Raw genomic sequence first — 15,389 nt, 5'->3', positions numbered from 1 at the left:
CTTTTCGCAGGAGTGCCAGCGCTGCGGCGGGTGGCTGTCGGTCGGTGATGAAGGTGCAGCGGGCGGTGATGTGATCGTCGGGGGCGGGATGGTGCTGGCGGCCAGTTACGAGGCGAAGGCGTACGGGGTGCGGACGCCGATGAATGCGCGGCAGGCGTTGCGGCTGTGTCCGCATGCGGTGGTGGTGGTCGTCGGATCACCGAATTGGGGTAGTGGGATCTCGCTGGGTAGCTGTAGGCCCGGCGGGGCGGGTAGGCCGGGCGGGACGGGAATCGACTTCGGCAGCGGGAGTTTCCGCAAGTCGGACAGGCGCAGATCGGGCAGGTTCAAGCCGGTGAGTTCGCGCAGCGGCAACACGATGTCGGGTGCGGACGCCAAGGCCACCTCGGCGAGTTGCGCGGGTATCGCGGCAAGATCGCTGTCGCCCGCTGGGCGATAGCCGGGAGAGTCGCGCAGCGTCAGCGTCGCGAGCGGGGCGGCGACCGCGAGAGTCGCGACCACGGGGAGGACGACGGAACGTTTCGGGCGGCGGTACGGCACGAGCATCTCCCATTCAGGTAGAACCGGTGACCGTCAGCGTGGAACAGGGTGTCGCGCGGGGTTGATTCCTGACGGATCGATGGTCACACTAGTCCCAAATGCCACAGATCTAAACCTTTGGTTGAGGATTAGGTCTAGGATAGCTCGAATGTAACTTTCCAGTAGCCGCCCGAGTGCGCGCCGCGACGTCCGATGGGCGCCGTCCGCACACCACAGGAGGGTTCGATGACCCGGACCGAAGCCGCCCGCACCGGCGCCGCGCCGCCGCCGGAACACTCGAACAGCGCACCAGCGGTCGGGGTCGTGGGCGGATTCCGGAGCCGACTCCGGCGTCGGCACGGTGACCTGCTGCGTCGTCGGCGGATTCGGCGCGGCGCGCTGATCGGATTGGTCGTGGTCCCGGTGACCGGCGGGATCGTCGTCGCCTTCGCGGTGCCGATATTCGGTTCGGGCACTCGCAACGCTGCCTATCAGGCGGCCGCGGGCCCCGGGCACGGGCGCGGGATGAGTCAGGTGGGTGCGTTCGACCAGGCCACGGCGGGCGCGACGGCCGACGGCATTCTGGCGCACTATTACCCGGGCGCCCAACTCGGAACGATCGCGCCGACCACGGTCCGGGTGCGGCTCACCGTCTACGACAAGGAAACGCTCGACGTGTACTCCGATTCCGGGCTGACCGTCGCCGGTCGGCGGGTCGTGGCGGGACAGGCCGCGCACCTGACCCCGACGCCGGACGGCGGCGCGAACGTCGTGGTGACCATCGGTTGTGACGGTGATGTGCTGTGGCAGGGCTCCACCGACGACCCCTGGGCCTATCCCGCCGACCCGGGTCCCGATCGGCCCGCGGCCGAACATCTGAAGGTGTGCGACGGCTCGAGTTTCCGTGGGGTTCTGGGTGTTACGCAGGACAACGGGCAGCCGGTGACGGTGAATCAGCTCGACGTCGAGGACTATCTGCTCGGTGTGGTTCCGGCGGAGATGGAGGCCAATTGGGCCGACAAGGGCGGTGCGGAGGCGCTGCGGGCGCAGGCTGTCGCGGCCCGCTCGTACGCCTTGGCCGAACACCGCTACCCCTATGCCCAGACCTGCGACACGACCGACTGTCAGATGTATCCCGGCACCGACAAGGAAGATCCGCGCGCGGCCGACGCGGTCCACTCCACCGCGGGGCAGGTGCTGATGCGTGACGGCCACATTCTGCGCACCGAGTATTCGGCGGCGCCCGGCGGCGGGCAGCCGATCGACATCACTACTCTCGAGGTCGGGCCGACACCCGCGGAACTGGAAGCGGCGCCCGGCGTTCCGGCCGCTCCCGCCCCGGCGGCACCCGAACAACCGGTGCCAGAACAGGCGGTGCCCGAACAAGCGGTGCGCGGCAATACCGCCATCGATGCGAAGTATGCCGAAAGTGGCGGCGCGGCAGGGCCTTTGGGCGACCCGATGGGTCCGGAGTCGTTGTTGCCGGGCAAGGTCGGAACCTTCCGCCTGTACAAGGGTGGCGTCATCATCGCGACCCCGACCCTCGGTGCCCAGATCGTCGATTACGCCCGCCTGCTGCAGATCGCGCCGCAGGTCAGCCAGAGCGCGGGGGAGGGCGCCGGGGTGCGGGCCGCGGCTCCCGGCGGCACCCGCATCCCGGGGACGGCGGCGACTCCCACCCCGCCACCGGCTCCCAGCGGGCAGGATGCGGCCACCGGACCCGGCCCTGCGGACTCCGTCGGTACTCCGGCTGCCGCGACCGGCACTTCGGCTGCTGCGACCGGCACTTCGGCTGCTGCGACCGGCGCTCCGGCTGCTGCGACCGGCGCTCCGGCTGCCGCGACCGGCGCTCCGGCTGCCGCGACCGGCGCTCCGGCCGACTCGTCGGCAGCGGGTATCGCGGCGACCGACCACACCGCGCCCGTGCCGGAGGCAGTCGCTCCGCAGCAGATTCCGGGTTAGCGGACTGCACCTGGCGTGTCCGATGTGGCGCGGCCGGGTTCGCCGACACCGCCGGTCTCGCCCGCATCCGGGACCGGATCGTCGGCGCTGCCGTAGTAGTCCCGCTCAGCCCAGCGAGGTGTCGTCCAGTGATTCGGACAGTCGGCGGAGCAGGCCGGCGAGCTGGTCGAGATCGGTGCGGCTCATGCCGGACAGCAGGCGGATCTCGTTGTCGACGTGCAGCGGCATGAGCTCGTCGATCACTTCGCGTCCGCGGTCGGTGAGCTGGACTCGGATGGTTCGCCGGTCCTTCGCATCGGGAACTCGGCGGACCAGATCCTTGGCGGCCATGCGGTCGATGCGATTGGTGATCGCGCCCGAGGTCACCATGGTGGCCTTGATCAGGTCGCCGGCGGTGAGACCGTCGGGACCGCCGGAGCGGCGCAGCGTGGTCAGTACGTCGAACTCCCAGTATTCGAGGCCGTAACGGGCGAAGAAGTCCTTCATCTCGCGCTCGAGCCGTCGGCCCAAGCGCTTCAGCCGGCCGATGACGTGAGTGGGCCACACGTCGAGTTCCGGGCGGACGCGACCCCAGTCCGCGACGATCCGGTCCACGGCGTCGCTCATCGGTCTCCTCTCGTGCGCAATATCTCAACGTTCAGATACTTGACATCAAGACACTCGGCGGTGTCGGATTATCTCAACGTTGAGATTATCAATGAGGAGATACCCAGATGAATCGCACCGCCGCCCGCGGTTCGACTGCCGCGATCCTCGCGATCACCGGTCTGGCCCCGCTGGTGTGGGGCACCACGTACGCCATTACGTCCGAGTTCCTGCCGCCGGAGCGGCCGATGTTCACCGCGTTGATGCGCGCCCTCCCGGCCGGATTGGTGTTGCTGGGCGCCACCCGGGTGCTGCCGCGCGGCCGTTGGATCGGCCGTGCCGCACTGCTCGGCGTGCTGAATATCGGCGCCTTCTTCCCGTTGCTGTTCCTCGCCGCATACCGGCTGCCCGGCGGTGTGGCGGCCGTATTGGGTTCGGCCGCACCGCTGTTCGCGCTCGGATTCGCGGCGCTGCTGCTGCGGGTGCGGCCGAGCGGTCGCAAACTGCTGGCCGCCGGGATCGGCATGCTGGGGGTGGCATTGGTGGTGCTGCGGGCGAATGCCGCGCTGGACCCGATCGGTGTGCTGGCCGGACTGGCCGGCGCGGCATCGATGGCCGCGGGAACCGTGCTGACCGGTCATTGGGGTCGGCCGGAAGGGGTCGGCCCGCTGGCGTTCACGAGCTGGCAGTTGACCGCAGGCGGAGTGGTCCTGCTGCCGTTGGCGCTGCTCACCGAGGGTGCGCCGCCCGCACTGGACGCCCCGGCGATCGGCGGATACCTCTATCTGGGCGCGCTCGGCACCGCGGCCGCCTACGCCCTCTGGTTTCGCGGTTTGGCTCGGGTGCCGGCCACGTCGGTCGCCTTCCTCGGCCTGCTGAGCCCGCTCTCCGCGGCGGTGATCGGATGGGCCGCGCTCGGCCAGTCGCTGACCCCGTTGCAGCTGCTGGGCATGGTGATCGCGTTGGGTGGCACGGTGCTGGGCCAGGTGGGGGATCGCACGCAGAAGCCGGCCGGACATTCGCTGTCACCGGTAACCATCGATGCGCCCGAACTCGCCGATCCCCGGCAACTTTCGTCGGACGATGCCGATTCGATCGCGCCCGAAGACCCTTCGGCGCACATCTCCCGAGTCCGCTGATTCCTCGGCAGGAGTGAAAGATCATGCATATCACCGTTTTCGGTGCCGCGGGAACCGCCGGCAGCCGGATCGTGCACGAGGCGCTGTCGCGCGGCCACGAGGTCACCGCCGTCGGCCGCAGCGCCGAGCGCCCGAATACGCTGCCCGCAGCGGCGAACTTCCGCGCCGCGGACGCCACCGACCCGGACCGGGTGAAGGATGTCACCGCCGGAAGCGATGTGGTCATCAGTGCGACCAGGCCCCGCGCCGGGCGCGAGTACGAAATGGCGGATGTGGCCGCGGCGCTGCTGGAGGGATTGCGCAACACCGGAATCCGCCTGCTGGTCGTGGGCGGCGCGGGCGATCTGATCGTGCCCGGAACCGGCTCGACCGTCATGCAGATGCCCGACTTTCCGCCGGACTGGCGGCCGATCGCCCTGGCCTGTCACGCGCAACGCGAGGTATTCCGCAGGGCGGCAACCGATGTCGACTGGACCTACCTCAGCCCGCCGGCCCTGCTCGAGCCCGGCGAACGCCGCGGAAGCTACCGGACCGGCCTCGACGAACTGCTCAGCGACAGCACGGGCACCTCGTGCATCTCGATGGAGGACCTCGCCGTCGCACTCCTCGACGAGGCCGAGAATCCGCGCCACGCCCGCACCCGCTTCACGGTCGCCTACTGAATGTGTCGGGCCGAACGAGCCTCGCGGACAAGGATTTATCCCCGCCTTAAGAATCGGCCAACCACCACGGCGACGATAAGGAGACATCCGGTGAGCCGGCTTCCCCGTGATGCGGGTTCACCTCGTACCGACGTCGTTCGCAGGCGGTAGAGTGCCTGCCCGAGAGAAGGGGGAGGCCGATGAGCTATCCGTATGGACCCGGCTACGGGGGTAATGGTTATCCGCCGGCGGGCTATCCGCCGCCCGGGTACCCGCCTGCGGGGTATCCGGCGCCGGGGTATGCGCCCTACGGTTATCAGGAGCCGCGGCCGAGTGGTGGCGCGGCGATCACGGCCGGCGTTTTCGCACTGCTGCTGGCGTTGCTGGCCGGGTTCGGAATCATCGGTTTGCTCAGTGCGGCAAGCAATCTGAATCGTTCGTACGGCTCGTACAGTTCGCACAGCAGTGGTTCGGGCGACATCTTCTATGTCATGGCCGCGGTCGACGGTCTGATCGCGCTGCTGTGGGCCGTCGGCGGAATCATGCTGATGAACCACAAGAATGCCGGGCGCGTGATGCTGGTCGCGCTGTCCTCGCTCGGGCTGCTGGGCGGTCTCGCGGGGATCGTCATGGCATTGGCCAACGGCGTGCCCGCGGCATCGATCGGCGGAATCGTCGGACTGCTGTTCGCGGTGTTGATGCTGAGCCTGACGCTGTCCGGTTCGGCGAAGCGGTGGTGTGGCGTGGGCATGCTCGCCTATCCGCCCGCCGCCTACTACGGCCAGCCTCCCTACCCGTACTGAGACGGTCGGCGGATGGCCGCCGCCGTGGCCGGGGCGCTCGCCCATCCCGGGAGCGGTATGGGTGGCGTGTGGTCTCGATGGGGACGGTGTCCGCGTCAACCCCCGGTGACGCCCTGGTGAACACTTCCCGGCCCCTCGCGGCGAGATTCCGCTACCCCTGCCGGTCCGCGCACGGCCGTGACCACCGTCCCCGCTACCGAGACCTACGGCGTGCAGACGCGGTGACCCGCTACGGCTACGCTGGGCTCCCGTGACCGTCGCAGCTCCCTTCGATCTGATCGTCGTCGGCTCCGGATTCTTCGGGCTGACCGTTGCCGAACGCACCGCCAACCTGCTGGGAAAGCGGGTGCTCGTGGTCGAGCGCCGCTACCACCTGGGCGGTAACGCGTATTCGGAGGCGGATCCGGAAACCGGCATCGAAATCCACAAGTACGGTGCCCACCTCTTCCACACCTCCAATAAGCGGGTGTGGGATTACGTCAATCAGTTCACCGAGTTCACCGGTTACCAGCATCGGGTCTTCGCGATGCACAAGGGGCAGGCTTACCAGTTCCCGATGGGACTCGGCCTGATCTCGCAGTTCTTCGGCCGTTATTTCAGTCCCGAGGAGGCGCGGGCGCTGATCGCGGAGCAGTCCGCCGAGATCGAGACCAAAGATGCCGCGAACCTCGAGGAAAAGGCGATTTCGCTGATCGGCCGCCCGCTCTACGAGGCGTTCGTCCGCGATTACACCGCCAAGCAGTGGCAGACCGATCCCAAGGAGCTGCCCGCCGGCAATATCACCCGGCTGCCCGTGCGATACACCTTCGACAATCGCTATTTCAACGACACCTACGAGGGTCTGCCGGTCAACGGTTACACCGCCTGGCTGGAGAAGATGGCCGAATCGGATCTGATCGAGGTGCGCCTGAATACCGATTGGTTCGAGGTGCGCGACGAAATCCGCGCGCAGAATCCGGACGCGCCCGTCGTCTACACCGGCCCGCTGGACCGCTACTTCGACTACAGCGAGGGCGAACTGGGCTGGCGCACCATCGATTTCGAGACCGAAGTGCTCGAGACCGGCGACTTCCAGGGCACCTCGGTGATGAATTACAACGATGCCGATGTCCCGTTCACCCGCATCATCGAGCCGCGCCATTTCCACCCGGAGCGCGACGGCTATCCGGAGGACAAGACCGTCATCATGCGCGAATTCTCGCGATTCGCGCAGACCGGCGACGAGCCGTACTACCCGATCAACACCCCGGAGGACCGCGCGAAACTGCTCGCCTACCGCGAGCGGGCGAAGAACGAAACCGCGACGGCCAAGGTCGTTTTCGGCGGACGCCTGGGCACCTACCAGTATCTCGACATGCATATGGCCATCGGCAGCGCGTTGAGTACCTTCGACAACGTGCTGCGCCCGCATCTGGAATCCGGCGCACCGCTCACGGCCGGCGATCCCCAGTAATGTGCCACCGGCCCGTACCGCGGATGCAGGAAGTGAAATGACCGCACAAGTGACCCTCGAGGATATGAGCACCGAGACCCGCGCGAAATCCCTGCTGCAGCGCATCATTCTGCCTCGCCCCGGCGAGCCGCTGGATGTGCGGACGCTGTATCTGGAGGAATCGGCGACGAACGCTCGCCGCGCGCATGCTCCCACGCGCACCTCGCTGTCGATCGGCGCCGAATCCGAAGTGTCGTTCTGCACCTATTTCAATGCGGTGCCGGCCAGTTACTGGCGACGCTGGACGATTCTGGAATCGGTGGTGCTGCGCCTGGACCTGTCCGGGCACGGCCGGGTGGACGTCTACCGTTCCAAGGCCGACGGTTCCCGGATCCACGTGCGCGGCAACGAATTCGCGACAGCCTCGGCGGGCCGTGAATCGCTCACCGCGCCGGCCGATATCACCACCGTGGAATTCGAGGTCGATCTGGCGCCGTTCGAGGACGGCGGCTGGATCTGGTTCGACATCACCACCGATTCCGCGGTCGAATTGCGCAGCGGCGGGTGGTACGCGCCGGTCGAGGCGCCCGGTGAGGGCAGCATCGCGGTGGGCATGCCGACCTTCAACCGGCCCACCGACTGTGTGAACACTCTCGCGGCCCTCGGTTCCGATCCGCTGGTGCTGGAGAAGATCAAGGCCGTGATCATTCCCGATCAGGGCAATCGCAAGGCCGTGGACGAACCCGGATTCGCCGAGGCCGCCGCGGTTCTCGGCGATCGGCTCGCCATTCACGATCAGCCGAATCTCGGTGGTTCCGGCGGATACAGCCGCGTCATGTACGAGGCGCTGAAAACCACGGACGCGCAATACATCGTCTACATGGACGACGATATCGAGATCGAGCCGGACTGCATTCTGCGCGCGCTGGCCTTCGCCCGTTTCTCGCGCACACCCACGCTGGTGGGCGGCCAGATGCTGAATCTGCAGGAGCGTTCGCATCTGCACACCATGGGCGAGGTGGTCGACCGCGGCATCTGGATGTGGACCGCGGCGCCGAATGTCGAATACGACCACGATTTCTCGAAGTATCCGCTGCGCGACCGCGACAATTCCAAACTGCTGCACCGGCGCATCGATGTCGATTTCAACGGCTGGTGGACCTGCGTCATCCCGCGCGTGGTGGCCGAGCAGATCGGTCAGCCGCTGCCGCTGTTCCTGAAGTGGGACGACGTGGAGTACGGGCTGCGCGCCCGGGCGGCCGGATATCCGACGGTCACGCTGCCGGGTGCGGCGGTCTGGCACATGGCGTGGAGCGACAAGGACGACGCCATCGACTGGCAGGCGTATTTCCACCTGCGCAACCGCCTGGTGGTCGCGGCGCTGCACCTCGGCAACGACGGCCGTCCGATGATCGTCAATACGGTCAAGGCGACGCTGAAACATCTGCTGTGCCTGGAATATTCGACGGTCGCCATTCAGAACCAGGCGATTCGCGATTTCCTCGCCGGACCGGACAAGCTGTTCGAACTGCTGCCCACCGCGCTGGGCCAGGTCGCCGCGATGCGCAAGGAATTCCCGGATGCGGTGATCGTCGGCTCCTCGACGGACCTGCCGCTGCCCAGCGGCGCCGATGTGGGCGCGGTCGGTGAACCGTCGAATCCGCTGGCCAAGATCGTCCGGCTCGGCAAGGGCGTGGCGCACAACCTGCGCAAGGCCAAGACCGAACATCACGATCGCCCGCAGTTGAACGTCCCGACACTGGACGCGCGTTGGTTCCTGCTCTCGCAGGTCGACGGGGTTACCGTGACCACAGCCGACGGGCGTGGCGTGGTCTACCGCAAGCGCGATCCGCGCCAGGCCCGGGAGCTGTTCACCGAGGCGATGCGATTGCGCCGGGAACTGGCCGCGCGGTTCCCCGAGCTGCGGGAGCGGTACCGTGCCGCACACGCGCGCTTGACCAGCACCGCGGCCTGGGAGAACGCGTTCGGAATCAACACTAGTGAGGACAAATGACCGCCCCAGCCTCCTCCGATCCGGCCAGCGCCCCGCACTTGCAGGTGGTGGCGGACCCCGAGGTGTCCAAGCCCGCGGAGGTCAAGATCCTCAACGCCGTCCAGGGCGCCATCGGCACCCCGCCGGTGATCAAGGCCGCGCGCGGGATGTCGCATTTCGGTGAGCACGCGCTCGGCTGGATGGCCATCGGCGCCGCGGGCGCACTGGTCGACAAGTCCCGCCGGCGTCAGTGGGCCGGAGTCGCGGTGGGCGCCTTCGGGGCGCACGCCGCCTCCGTCGTCATCAAGCGCGTCGTCCGGCGCCCGCGCCCGCACGATCCATCGGTGCAGGTCAACGTGTCGACGCCGAGCAAACTGAGCTTCCCGTCCTCGCACGCCACCTCCACGACGGCGGCGGCCGTGTTGCTCGGAAAGTTGACCGGGCTACCCTTGCCTGCGGTGCTCGTGCCGCCGATGCTGCTCTCCCGGGTCGTTCTGGGAGTGCACTATCCCTCCGACGTGCTCGCCGGATCCGCTCTGGGTGCGGCATCCGCCGCAGCCGTGCTAGCCGCCGAAAAGAGATTCGCCAGTGACCGCACAGGAAAGAACCCTCGCTGATATGAGTGAAGAGCCGACCGGCACCGACCTCGACGAAGCCGTCCTCAAGGGTCCGCCGAAGACGCTGGCCGGCGGAATCGTCAAGGCCGTGCGGCCACGGCAGTGGGTGAAGAACGTCCTCGTGCTGGCGGCGCCACTGGCCGCGGGCAAGGACGCGGCCTCCGGTGCGTACGTGCTGGCGGATGCGACCGTGGTCGCCCATATCGCGATCGCGTTCGTCGTGTTCTGCATGGCGGCCTCGGGTATCTACCTGGTCAACGACGCGCTCGACGTCGAGGCCGACCGCGCGCACCCCACCAAGCGCTTCCGGCCCATCGCGGCCGGCGTGGTGCCGGTGAACCTGGCGTATTCGCTCTCCGCGGTGCTGCTGGTCGGCTCGATCGCGGCGTCGTTCCTGGCGTCCTGGCATCTGGCCGTCGTGATGGCGGTCTACATCGGCATTCAGCTGGCCTACTGCTTCGGCCTGAAACACCAAGCGGTGCTCGACATCTGCATCGTGTCCTCGGGCTTCCTGCTGCGCGCGGTCGCCGGTGGCGCGGCCGCCGATATCCGGCTCTCGCAGTGGTTCCTGCTGATCATGGCCTTCGGTTCGCTGTTCATGGCGGCCGGTAAGCGCTACGCGGAGTTGAAGATCGCGCTCGACACCGGCGCCAAGATCCGCAAGTCGCTGCAGTACTACACACCCACCTACCTGCGCTTCATCTGGACCCTGTCGGCCACCGCGGTGGTGGTCTTCTACGGGCTGTGGGCCTTCGAAACCGATCACAAGCACACCCAGTGGTTCGCGATCTCGATGATTCCGTTTACCATCGCAGTCCTGCGCTACGCGGTCGACGTCGATGGCGGCGAGGCCGGGGAACCCGAAGAGATCGCGCTGGGGGATCGCATATTGCAGCTCCTGGCCATCGCCTGGATCGGAGCGGTAGGTGTCGCTGTCTATCTCACCTGACGAGATGCTGGTAGCGGGAGACGAACATGGGGAGGGGGCAGACGCGGAGTCGTCCGATCGCGCACTACAGCGCGATGGCGATGCCGCGCGCCGCTTTTCGGTGCTCTCCCGCACGGTATTCGTCGGTGGGGTGATCGTCACCGTCGCGTTGTTCGGTATCGGTGCCTGGCAACGGCGCTGGATCGCCGACGACGGCCTGATCGTCCTGCGCACCGTGCGCAATCTGCTGGCCGGGAACGGCCCGGTCTTCAACGCCGGCGAGCGGGTGGAGACCAATACCAGCGCGGCCTGGACGTATGTGATCTGGTTCTTCAGCTGGGTCAGCGACGCCCGGCTCGAATACGTCAGTCTGGCTGTCGCGCTGACCCTTTCGCTGCTGGCCGTCGTCTTCGCCATGGTGGGTTCGGCGCGGTTGTGGCGCCCGGTGACCCGGACCGCGCCGACGCTGCTGCTGCCCGCCGGTGCGCTGGTCTACATCGCCGTGCCGCCGGCTCGCGACTACGCCACCTCCGGCCTGGAGAACTGCCTGGTCATCTTCTGGCTCGGCGTGCTGTGGTGGTTGCTGCTGCGCTGGAGTCAGGACGAGAAGCGCGGCCTGGCAAAACTTCTCGTGACCGGCTTCTGGGCCGGATTGTGCTGGGTGGTCCGCCCGGAGATGACCGTCATCGGCGGTCTGGCGCTGCTCATGCTCTTTTTCGCACCGGTGCCGCGTACCCGGTTGCGCCCGGTGCTGATTCGCGCGCTGCTGGTGGCGGTCGGCGGCGCGGTGCCGGTCGGCTATCAGATCTGGCGCATGGGCTATTACGGCCTGCCCTATCCGAACACCGCGGTGGCCAAGGAGGCCGGCGGCGCGAAATGGGGCCAGGGCCTGAAATATCTGTGGGATCTGGTCGGCCCGTACTACCTGTGGATTCCGCTGCTGGTCCTCGTCGTGGTGACCGCCGTGCTGCTGCGCGGACGGAGCCGCCGGACTCCCGATGCCAAACCGTCCGGCGAAACCGGACGACGGATCCGGCTGCAGCGGTGGCTGCGCTCCCCGGCCGCGGTGGTGACGCTGATGGTCGGCGGCGGTCTGCTGCTGGTGCTGTTCAATATGCGCGTCGGCGGCGACTTCATGCACGGCCGCATGCTGCTGCCACAGCTGTTCTGCCTGATGCTGCCGGTTTCGGTGCTGCCCGTGCGGTTGCCGGTCGGCGACCGTTCCGAATGGCTGCGGTGGTCGTTCGCCCTGCCGCTGATCGCCTGGGCCGGGACGGTCGGCTGGGCGCTGTTCGCGGCCAACACCACCGCCGACACCTCGGGCGGGCAGATCAGTGCCTCGGGCATCGTGGACGAGCGGATCTACTACGTCCTCAACAGCGGCCACGACCACCCGGTGCTGGCGGAGGACTATCTGGACTACCCGCGCATGCGGGCCATGCTGCAGGACATCGCCGCCACGCCGGACGGTGGCCTGCTGATCAACTCGCCCTCGTTCATGATGTGGTACGTCGCGCCGCCGCCGCTGCCGATTCCGCCGGGCGGGTACGGGCACACCGTCTACTTCCTCAACCTGGGCATGACCAGCATGAACGTGCCGCTGAGCGTGCGCGTCATCGATCAGGAGGGCCTGGCCTACCCGTTGGCCGCGCATACCGACCGGCTGGCCGACGGACGTATCGGACACGACAAGAACCTGTATCCGGACTGGGTGATCGTCGATACCGGTATGGTCGACCAGCATCCGTGGATGCCGTGGTTCCTCGACGAGAAGTGGGTGCGTCAGGCGCGGACCGCGCTGTCGTGCCCGCCGACTCAGGATCTGCTGGCCTCGTATCGAGCCCCGCTGACCTGGGATCGGTTCAAGCACAATGTCATCCAGTCGCTGCATTTCGCGAAGTACCGCATCGACCGGGTGCCCAAATACGAGATCCAGCGTTGCCATCTGGTGGACCCGACGACACCGCCCCCGGTGCCGAACTAGACCGCCGACGACAACGAAGAAGTCGTGTATTAGTCTCGGTTTGATAACGCCGATGTATCGATTTCACCATACGCTCGGTGACGGACGTCCGTCGGGGGCGCATCTCAGCATGCGCACGGGTGATCATTCGCAGAGAAGAACAGCGGTCGGACGGGCCGCGCTACGGGAAAGGCCGGACAGGGTATGCGAGGCGTGACTGTGCGATGGGTGCAGCAGAGACGTCGGAGACGGTCGCAGCAGCCGTCGGCGCCTCATCGAGCCGGGTGGCTCAAGCGGTCCGCGGTGGGCGTGGCTTTGGCGACGTTGCTGCCGTTCGGGGTGTCGGTGGCAGAGGCCGGACATGCGGCCGCCGCCTTCAATCCGACGGGTATCGACTTCTGGGTCGATTCGTCGATGGGCCCGATCAAGTCGCGCATCTTCCGTGCGGCCGACGGCAACACCGGACGGGTGGTGTACGCCCTCGACGGTATGCGCGCCCAGGGTGACATCAGCGGCTGGGAGAAGGAAACCAACATCATCCCGGCGTTGGTCAACGCCAATATCAACGTGGTGATGCCGGTCGGCGGTCCGTCGAGCTTCTACGCCGACTGGAACGCGCCGAGCAACTTCTTCGGCATCGACACCGGTTCGGCCGGCTCGTCCGGCTCGGCCTCGACCGGCTCGGCGATGACCGGTTCCTCGAACTACAACGAGACGCTGGGCAAGGTCAACACCTACAAGTGGGAAAGCTTCCTCACCCAGGATCTGCCCAATGCCCTCAGCTCGCGGTTGGGCTTCAGCTCGCACCGCAACGGCGTCTTCGGCCTGTCGATGGGCGGTAGCGCCGCCCTGACCCTGGCCGCGTACCACCCGGACCAGTTCAGCTACGCGGGCTCGTTCTCGGGCTACCTGAACATCTCGGCGCCGGGTATGCGTGAGGCCATGCGCGTGGCGATGCTGAGCGCCGGTGGGTACAACATCGACGCCATGGCGCCGCCGTGGGGCCCACAGTGGTTGCGGATGGATCCGTTCGTGTTCGCGCCGCGGTTGAAGGCCAACAACACTCGGCTGTGGGTCGCGGCCGGCAGCGGCATTCCGTCGCCGCAGGACGCGGTCGCCCCGCTCGACATCGTCCAGGGGTCGCCGCTGGAGGCGTTGGCGCTGGCCAACACCCGCGCCTTCCAGGTCCGCATGATGACCCTGGGCGCCGGCAACGTGACCTACGACTTCCCGAACGTGGGTGTGCACAACTGGCACAACTGGGAGGACGAGGTCTATCGGATGCTCCCGGATATGTCGGCCAATATCGGCTGATATCAGCACGACTCACAGCCCCGCAGCGGATGTCCGCTGCGGGGCTGTGTCGTATGCGGAACCGTCCTGACGACCTGTGCCGCAGATCACCTTTCGGACTATTTCCGTGTTGAATCATTCGGTCGCGCTACTCGATCACCGATACTCGATTGGTATCGAAGAACCCTGCAGTACAGCGGCGAGCGCCTTCGCCGAAACGCTTTGTCTGTGTTGTCCGGAACGAGCGGTGGTTCGTGCGGTGTGGGATCGGTTGCGACCGCCGCTTCTGGCGAAAGGCCGTGTCGATGCGAATTGCGCGCAGGAAGCCGTTGCTCGGAGGAAGGCCTGGTCAGGCGCCGCGTTCGCGGCTCAGGCGCTCGGCGCTGGGCATGGCATTGGCACTGTTGCTGCCACTGGGAGTTTCGGTACTCGGCAACGGCGCGACCGCATCGGCGGCATTCGACCCGTCGGGCTTCGACTTCTGGGTCGATTCTCCGGTGATGGGCGCGGTCAAGTCCCGTATTTTCCGGGCCAAGGACGGCAACACCGATCGCGTGGTCTACGCGCTCGACGGTCTGCGGGCACCCCAGACGTTGAACGGCTGGGAGATCGAGACGAATGTCGCGCAGGTACTGACCGACTGGAATATCAACGTGGTCATGCCGGTCGGCGGCCAATCCAGTTTCTACGCCGACTGGAATGCGCCCAGCTCGTTCTTCGGCGTCCCGCCGAGCAATTTCGGTTCGGCCAACACCGGATCCGGTGTGACCGAGGCATTCCTGGGTGGGCCGGGGAAGGACTATCGCTACGACTGGGAGACGTTCCTGACCGGCCAGTTGCGCAATGCCCTGCGTGATCGGCTCGGGTTCCGGGCCAGCCGCAACGGCGCGTTCGGATTGTCGATGGGTGGTAGCGCCGCGCTGACGCTGGCCGCGTATCACCCGGATCAGTTCAGCTTCGCCGGATCGTTCTCGGGCTATCTGAACATTTCCGCCCCCGGTATGCGGGAGGCGATTCGGATGGCGATGATCGACGCGGGCGGTTACAACGTCGATTCGATGGCTCCGCCGTGGGGCCCGCAGTGGTTGCGAATGGACCCGTTCGTATTCGCGCCACGCCTGATCGCGAACAACACCCGGCTCTGGATCGCCGCCGGCAGCGGTGTGCCGTCGCAGGAGGACCTGGGCCTGCCACTGCCGGCGGCCGCCGACCACATCATGCGCGGTGCGCCGCTGGAGGTGCTGGCATTGGCGAATACCCGGGCCTTCCAGGTGCGGATGGCGACGCTGGGCGCGACCAACGCGGTGTATTCGTTCCCGAATGTCGGTGTGCACGACTGGTTCAACTGGCAAGCCGAGGCATACCGGATGATTCCGGACCTTTCGGCGAATATCGGCTGAACATCCGCGACATCTCGGGCCCCGGCCGAAACCGCCGGGGTCCGAGCCATGTTCGGTGTTTCCTGGTGAAATTCACCGGCGCAGTAGTTGATTCGTCATTTCACGCTGTCATTT

Annotated in this window: 12 protein-coding genes and 1 pseudogene; 12 read left to right on the top strand and 1 reads right to left on the bottom strand. The window is 67.0% G+C overall.

The window, feature by feature from the left end:
• Nucleotides 1-34: 34 nt before the first annotated feature.
• Both A5780_RS42275 and A5780_RS30785 read left to right on the top strand, forming a co-directional pair.
• Nucleotides 35-187: pseudogene (locus tag A5780_RS42275) on the top strand (DNA polymerase IV); the annotation flags it as partial.
• Nucleotides 188-765: 578 nt separating this feature from the next.
• The gene (locus tag A5780_RS30785; protein ID WP_064910687.1) at nt 766-2,481 is read left to right on the top strand and encodes a SpoIID/LytB domain-containing protein; all 1,716 of its coding nucleotides are present in this window, start codon (nt 766-768) and stop codon (nt 2,479-2,481) included.
• Nucleotides 2,482-2,586: 105 nt separating this feature from the next.
• Here the strand turns inward: A5780_RS30785 and A5780_RS30780 are convergent, their stop codons facing one another.
• Entirely contained in the window at nt 2,587-3,087 is a 501-nt protein-coding gene (locus A5780_RS30780) for a MarR family winged helix-turn-helix transcriptional regulator (RefSeq protein ID WP_063023851.1), read from the bottom strand.
• A gap of 107 nt (nt 3,088-3,194) precedes the next feature.
• On the opposite strand from A5780_RS30780, the gene A5780_RS30775 reads away from it, so the two are divergent.
• The 10 genes from A5780_RS30775 to A5780_RS30730 all read left to right on the top strand — a co-directional run bounded on the left by A5780_RS30775 (nt 3,195) and on the right by A5780_RS30730 (nt 15,275).
• Nucleotides 3,195-4,205 carry an EamA family transporter gene (locus tag A5780_RS30775; protein ID WP_082976821.1) on the top strand — a complete coding sequence of 337 codons (1,011 nt, stop codon included), beginning with the start codon at nt 3,195-3,197 and terminating at the stop codon, nt 4,203-4,205.
• 23 nt (nt 4,206-4,228) lie between these two features.
• On the top strand, nt 4,229-4,867 hold the full coding sequence (locus A5780_RS30770; protein ID WP_063016857.1) for an NAD(P)-dependent oxidoreductase: 639 nt from the start codon (nt 4,229-4,231) through the stop codon (nt 4,865-4,867).
• 179 nt (nt 4,868-5,046) lie between these two features.
• A complete protein-coding gene (locus A5780_RS30765) occupies nt 5,047-5,649 on the top strand; it encodes a hypothetical protein (RefSeq protein WP_064910685.1) in 603 nt (200 codons plus the stop codon).
• A 250-nt stretch (nt 5,650-5,899) separates the two neighbouring features.
• Nucleotides 5,900-7,102, top strand: coding sequence for a UDP-galactopyranose mutase (glf, locus tag A5780_RS30760; protein ID WP_030516796.1), 1,203 nt, complete (start codon nt 5,900-5,902; stop codon nt 7,100-7,102).
• Between the two features lie 37 nt (nt 7,103-7,139).
• Complete coding sequence (locus A5780_RS30755; protein WP_063016853.1) at nt 7,140-9,095, top strand: glycosyltransferase; 1,956 nt, start codon at nt 7,140-7,142, stop codon at nt 9,093-9,095.
• A 62-nt stretch (nt 9,096-9,157) separates the two neighbouring features.
• The gene (locus A5780_RS30750) at nt 9,158-9,691 is read left to right on the top strand and encodes a phosphatase PAP2 family protein (protein ID WP_030516798.1); all 534 of its coding nucleotides are present in this window, start codon (nt 9,158-9,160) and stop codon (nt 9,689-9,691) included.
• 1 nt (nt 9,692) lies between these two features.
• Nucleotides 9,693-10,640 carry a decaprenyl-phosphate phosphoribosyltransferase gene (locus A5780_RS30745; protein ID WP_030516799.1) on the top strand — a complete coding sequence of 316 codons (948 nt, stop codon included), beginning with the start codon at nt 9,693-9,695 and terminating at the stop codon, nt 10,638-10,640.
• Between the two features lie 4 nt (nt 10,641-10,644).
• Nucleotides 10,645-12,603: a flagellar motor control protein ZomB gene (zomB, locus tag A5780_RS30740; RefSeq protein WP_063016851.1), complete on the top strand. Its 1,959-nt coding sequence runs from the start codon at nt 10,645-10,647 to the stop codon at nt 12,601-12,603.
• 288 nt (nt 12,604-12,891) lie between these two features.
• Nucleotides 12,892-13,896 carry an alpha/beta hydrolase family protein gene (locus A5780_RS30735; RefSeq protein WP_245658854.1) on the top strand — a complete coding sequence of 335 codons (1,005 nt, stop codon included), beginning with the start codon at nt 12,892-12,894 and terminating at the stop codon, nt 13,894-13,896.
• Nucleotides 13,897-14,264: 368 nt separating this feature from the next.
• Nucleotides 14,265-15,275 (top strand): alpha/beta hydrolase family protein, encoded by a 1,011-nt coding sequence (locus tag A5780_RS30730; protein ID WP_064902541.1) that lies wholly within the window; start codon nt 14,265-14,267, stop codon nt 15,273-15,275.
• The last annotated feature ends 114 nt before the right edge of the window (nt 15,276-15,389 follow it).

The sequence above is a fragment of the Nocardia sp. 852002-20019_SCH5090214 genome (assembly GCF_001665865.1).
GTDB classification, from domain to species: domain Bacteria; phylum Actinomycetota; class Actinomycetes; order Mycobacteriales; family Mycobacteriaceae; genus Nocardia; species Nocardia nova.
This window is presented reverse-complemented; position numbering and strand designations above follow the sequence as displayed.

What these genes read in the sequence shown, in the direction of transcription:
- A5780_RS30785 (WP_064910687.1), top strand. Translation starts at nt 766, where the DNA reads ATGACCCGGACCGAAGCCGCCCGCACCGGCGCCGCGCCGCCGCCGGAA.
- A5780_RS30780 (WP_063023851.1), bottom strand. Translation starts at nt 3,087, where the DNA reads ATGAGCGACGCCGTGGACCGGATCGTCGCGGACTGGGGTCGCGTCCGC.
- A5780_RS30775 (WP_082976821.1), top strand. Translation starts at nt 3,195, where the DNA reads ATGAATCGCACCGCCGCCCGCGGTTCGACTGCCGCGATCCTCGCGATC.
- A5780_RS30770 (WP_063016857.1), top strand. Translation starts at nt 4,229, where the DNA reads ATGCATATCACCGTTTTCGGTGCCGCGGGAACCGCCGGCAGCCGGATC.
- A5780_RS30765 (WP_064910685.1), top strand. Translation starts at nt 5,047, where the DNA reads ATGAGCTATCCGTATGGACCCGGCTACGGGGGTAATGGTTATCCGCCG.
- A5780_RS30755 (WP_063016853.1), top strand. Translation starts at nt 7,140, where the DNA reads ATGACCGCACAAGTGACCCTCGAGGATATGAGCACCGAGACCCGCGCG.
- A5780_RS30745 (WP_030516799.1), top strand. Translation starts at nt 9,693, where the DNA reads ATGAGTGAAGAGCCGACCGGCACCGACCTCGACGAAGCCGTCCTCAAG.
- zomB (WP_063016851.1), top strand. Translation starts at nt 10,645, where the DNA reads ATGCTGGTAGCGGGAGACGAACATGGGGAGGGGGCAGACGCGGAGTCG.
- A5780_RS30730 (WP_064902541.1), top strand. Translation starts at nt 14,265, where the DNA reads ATGGCATTGGCACTGTTGCTGCCACTGGGAGTTTCGGTACTCGGCAAC.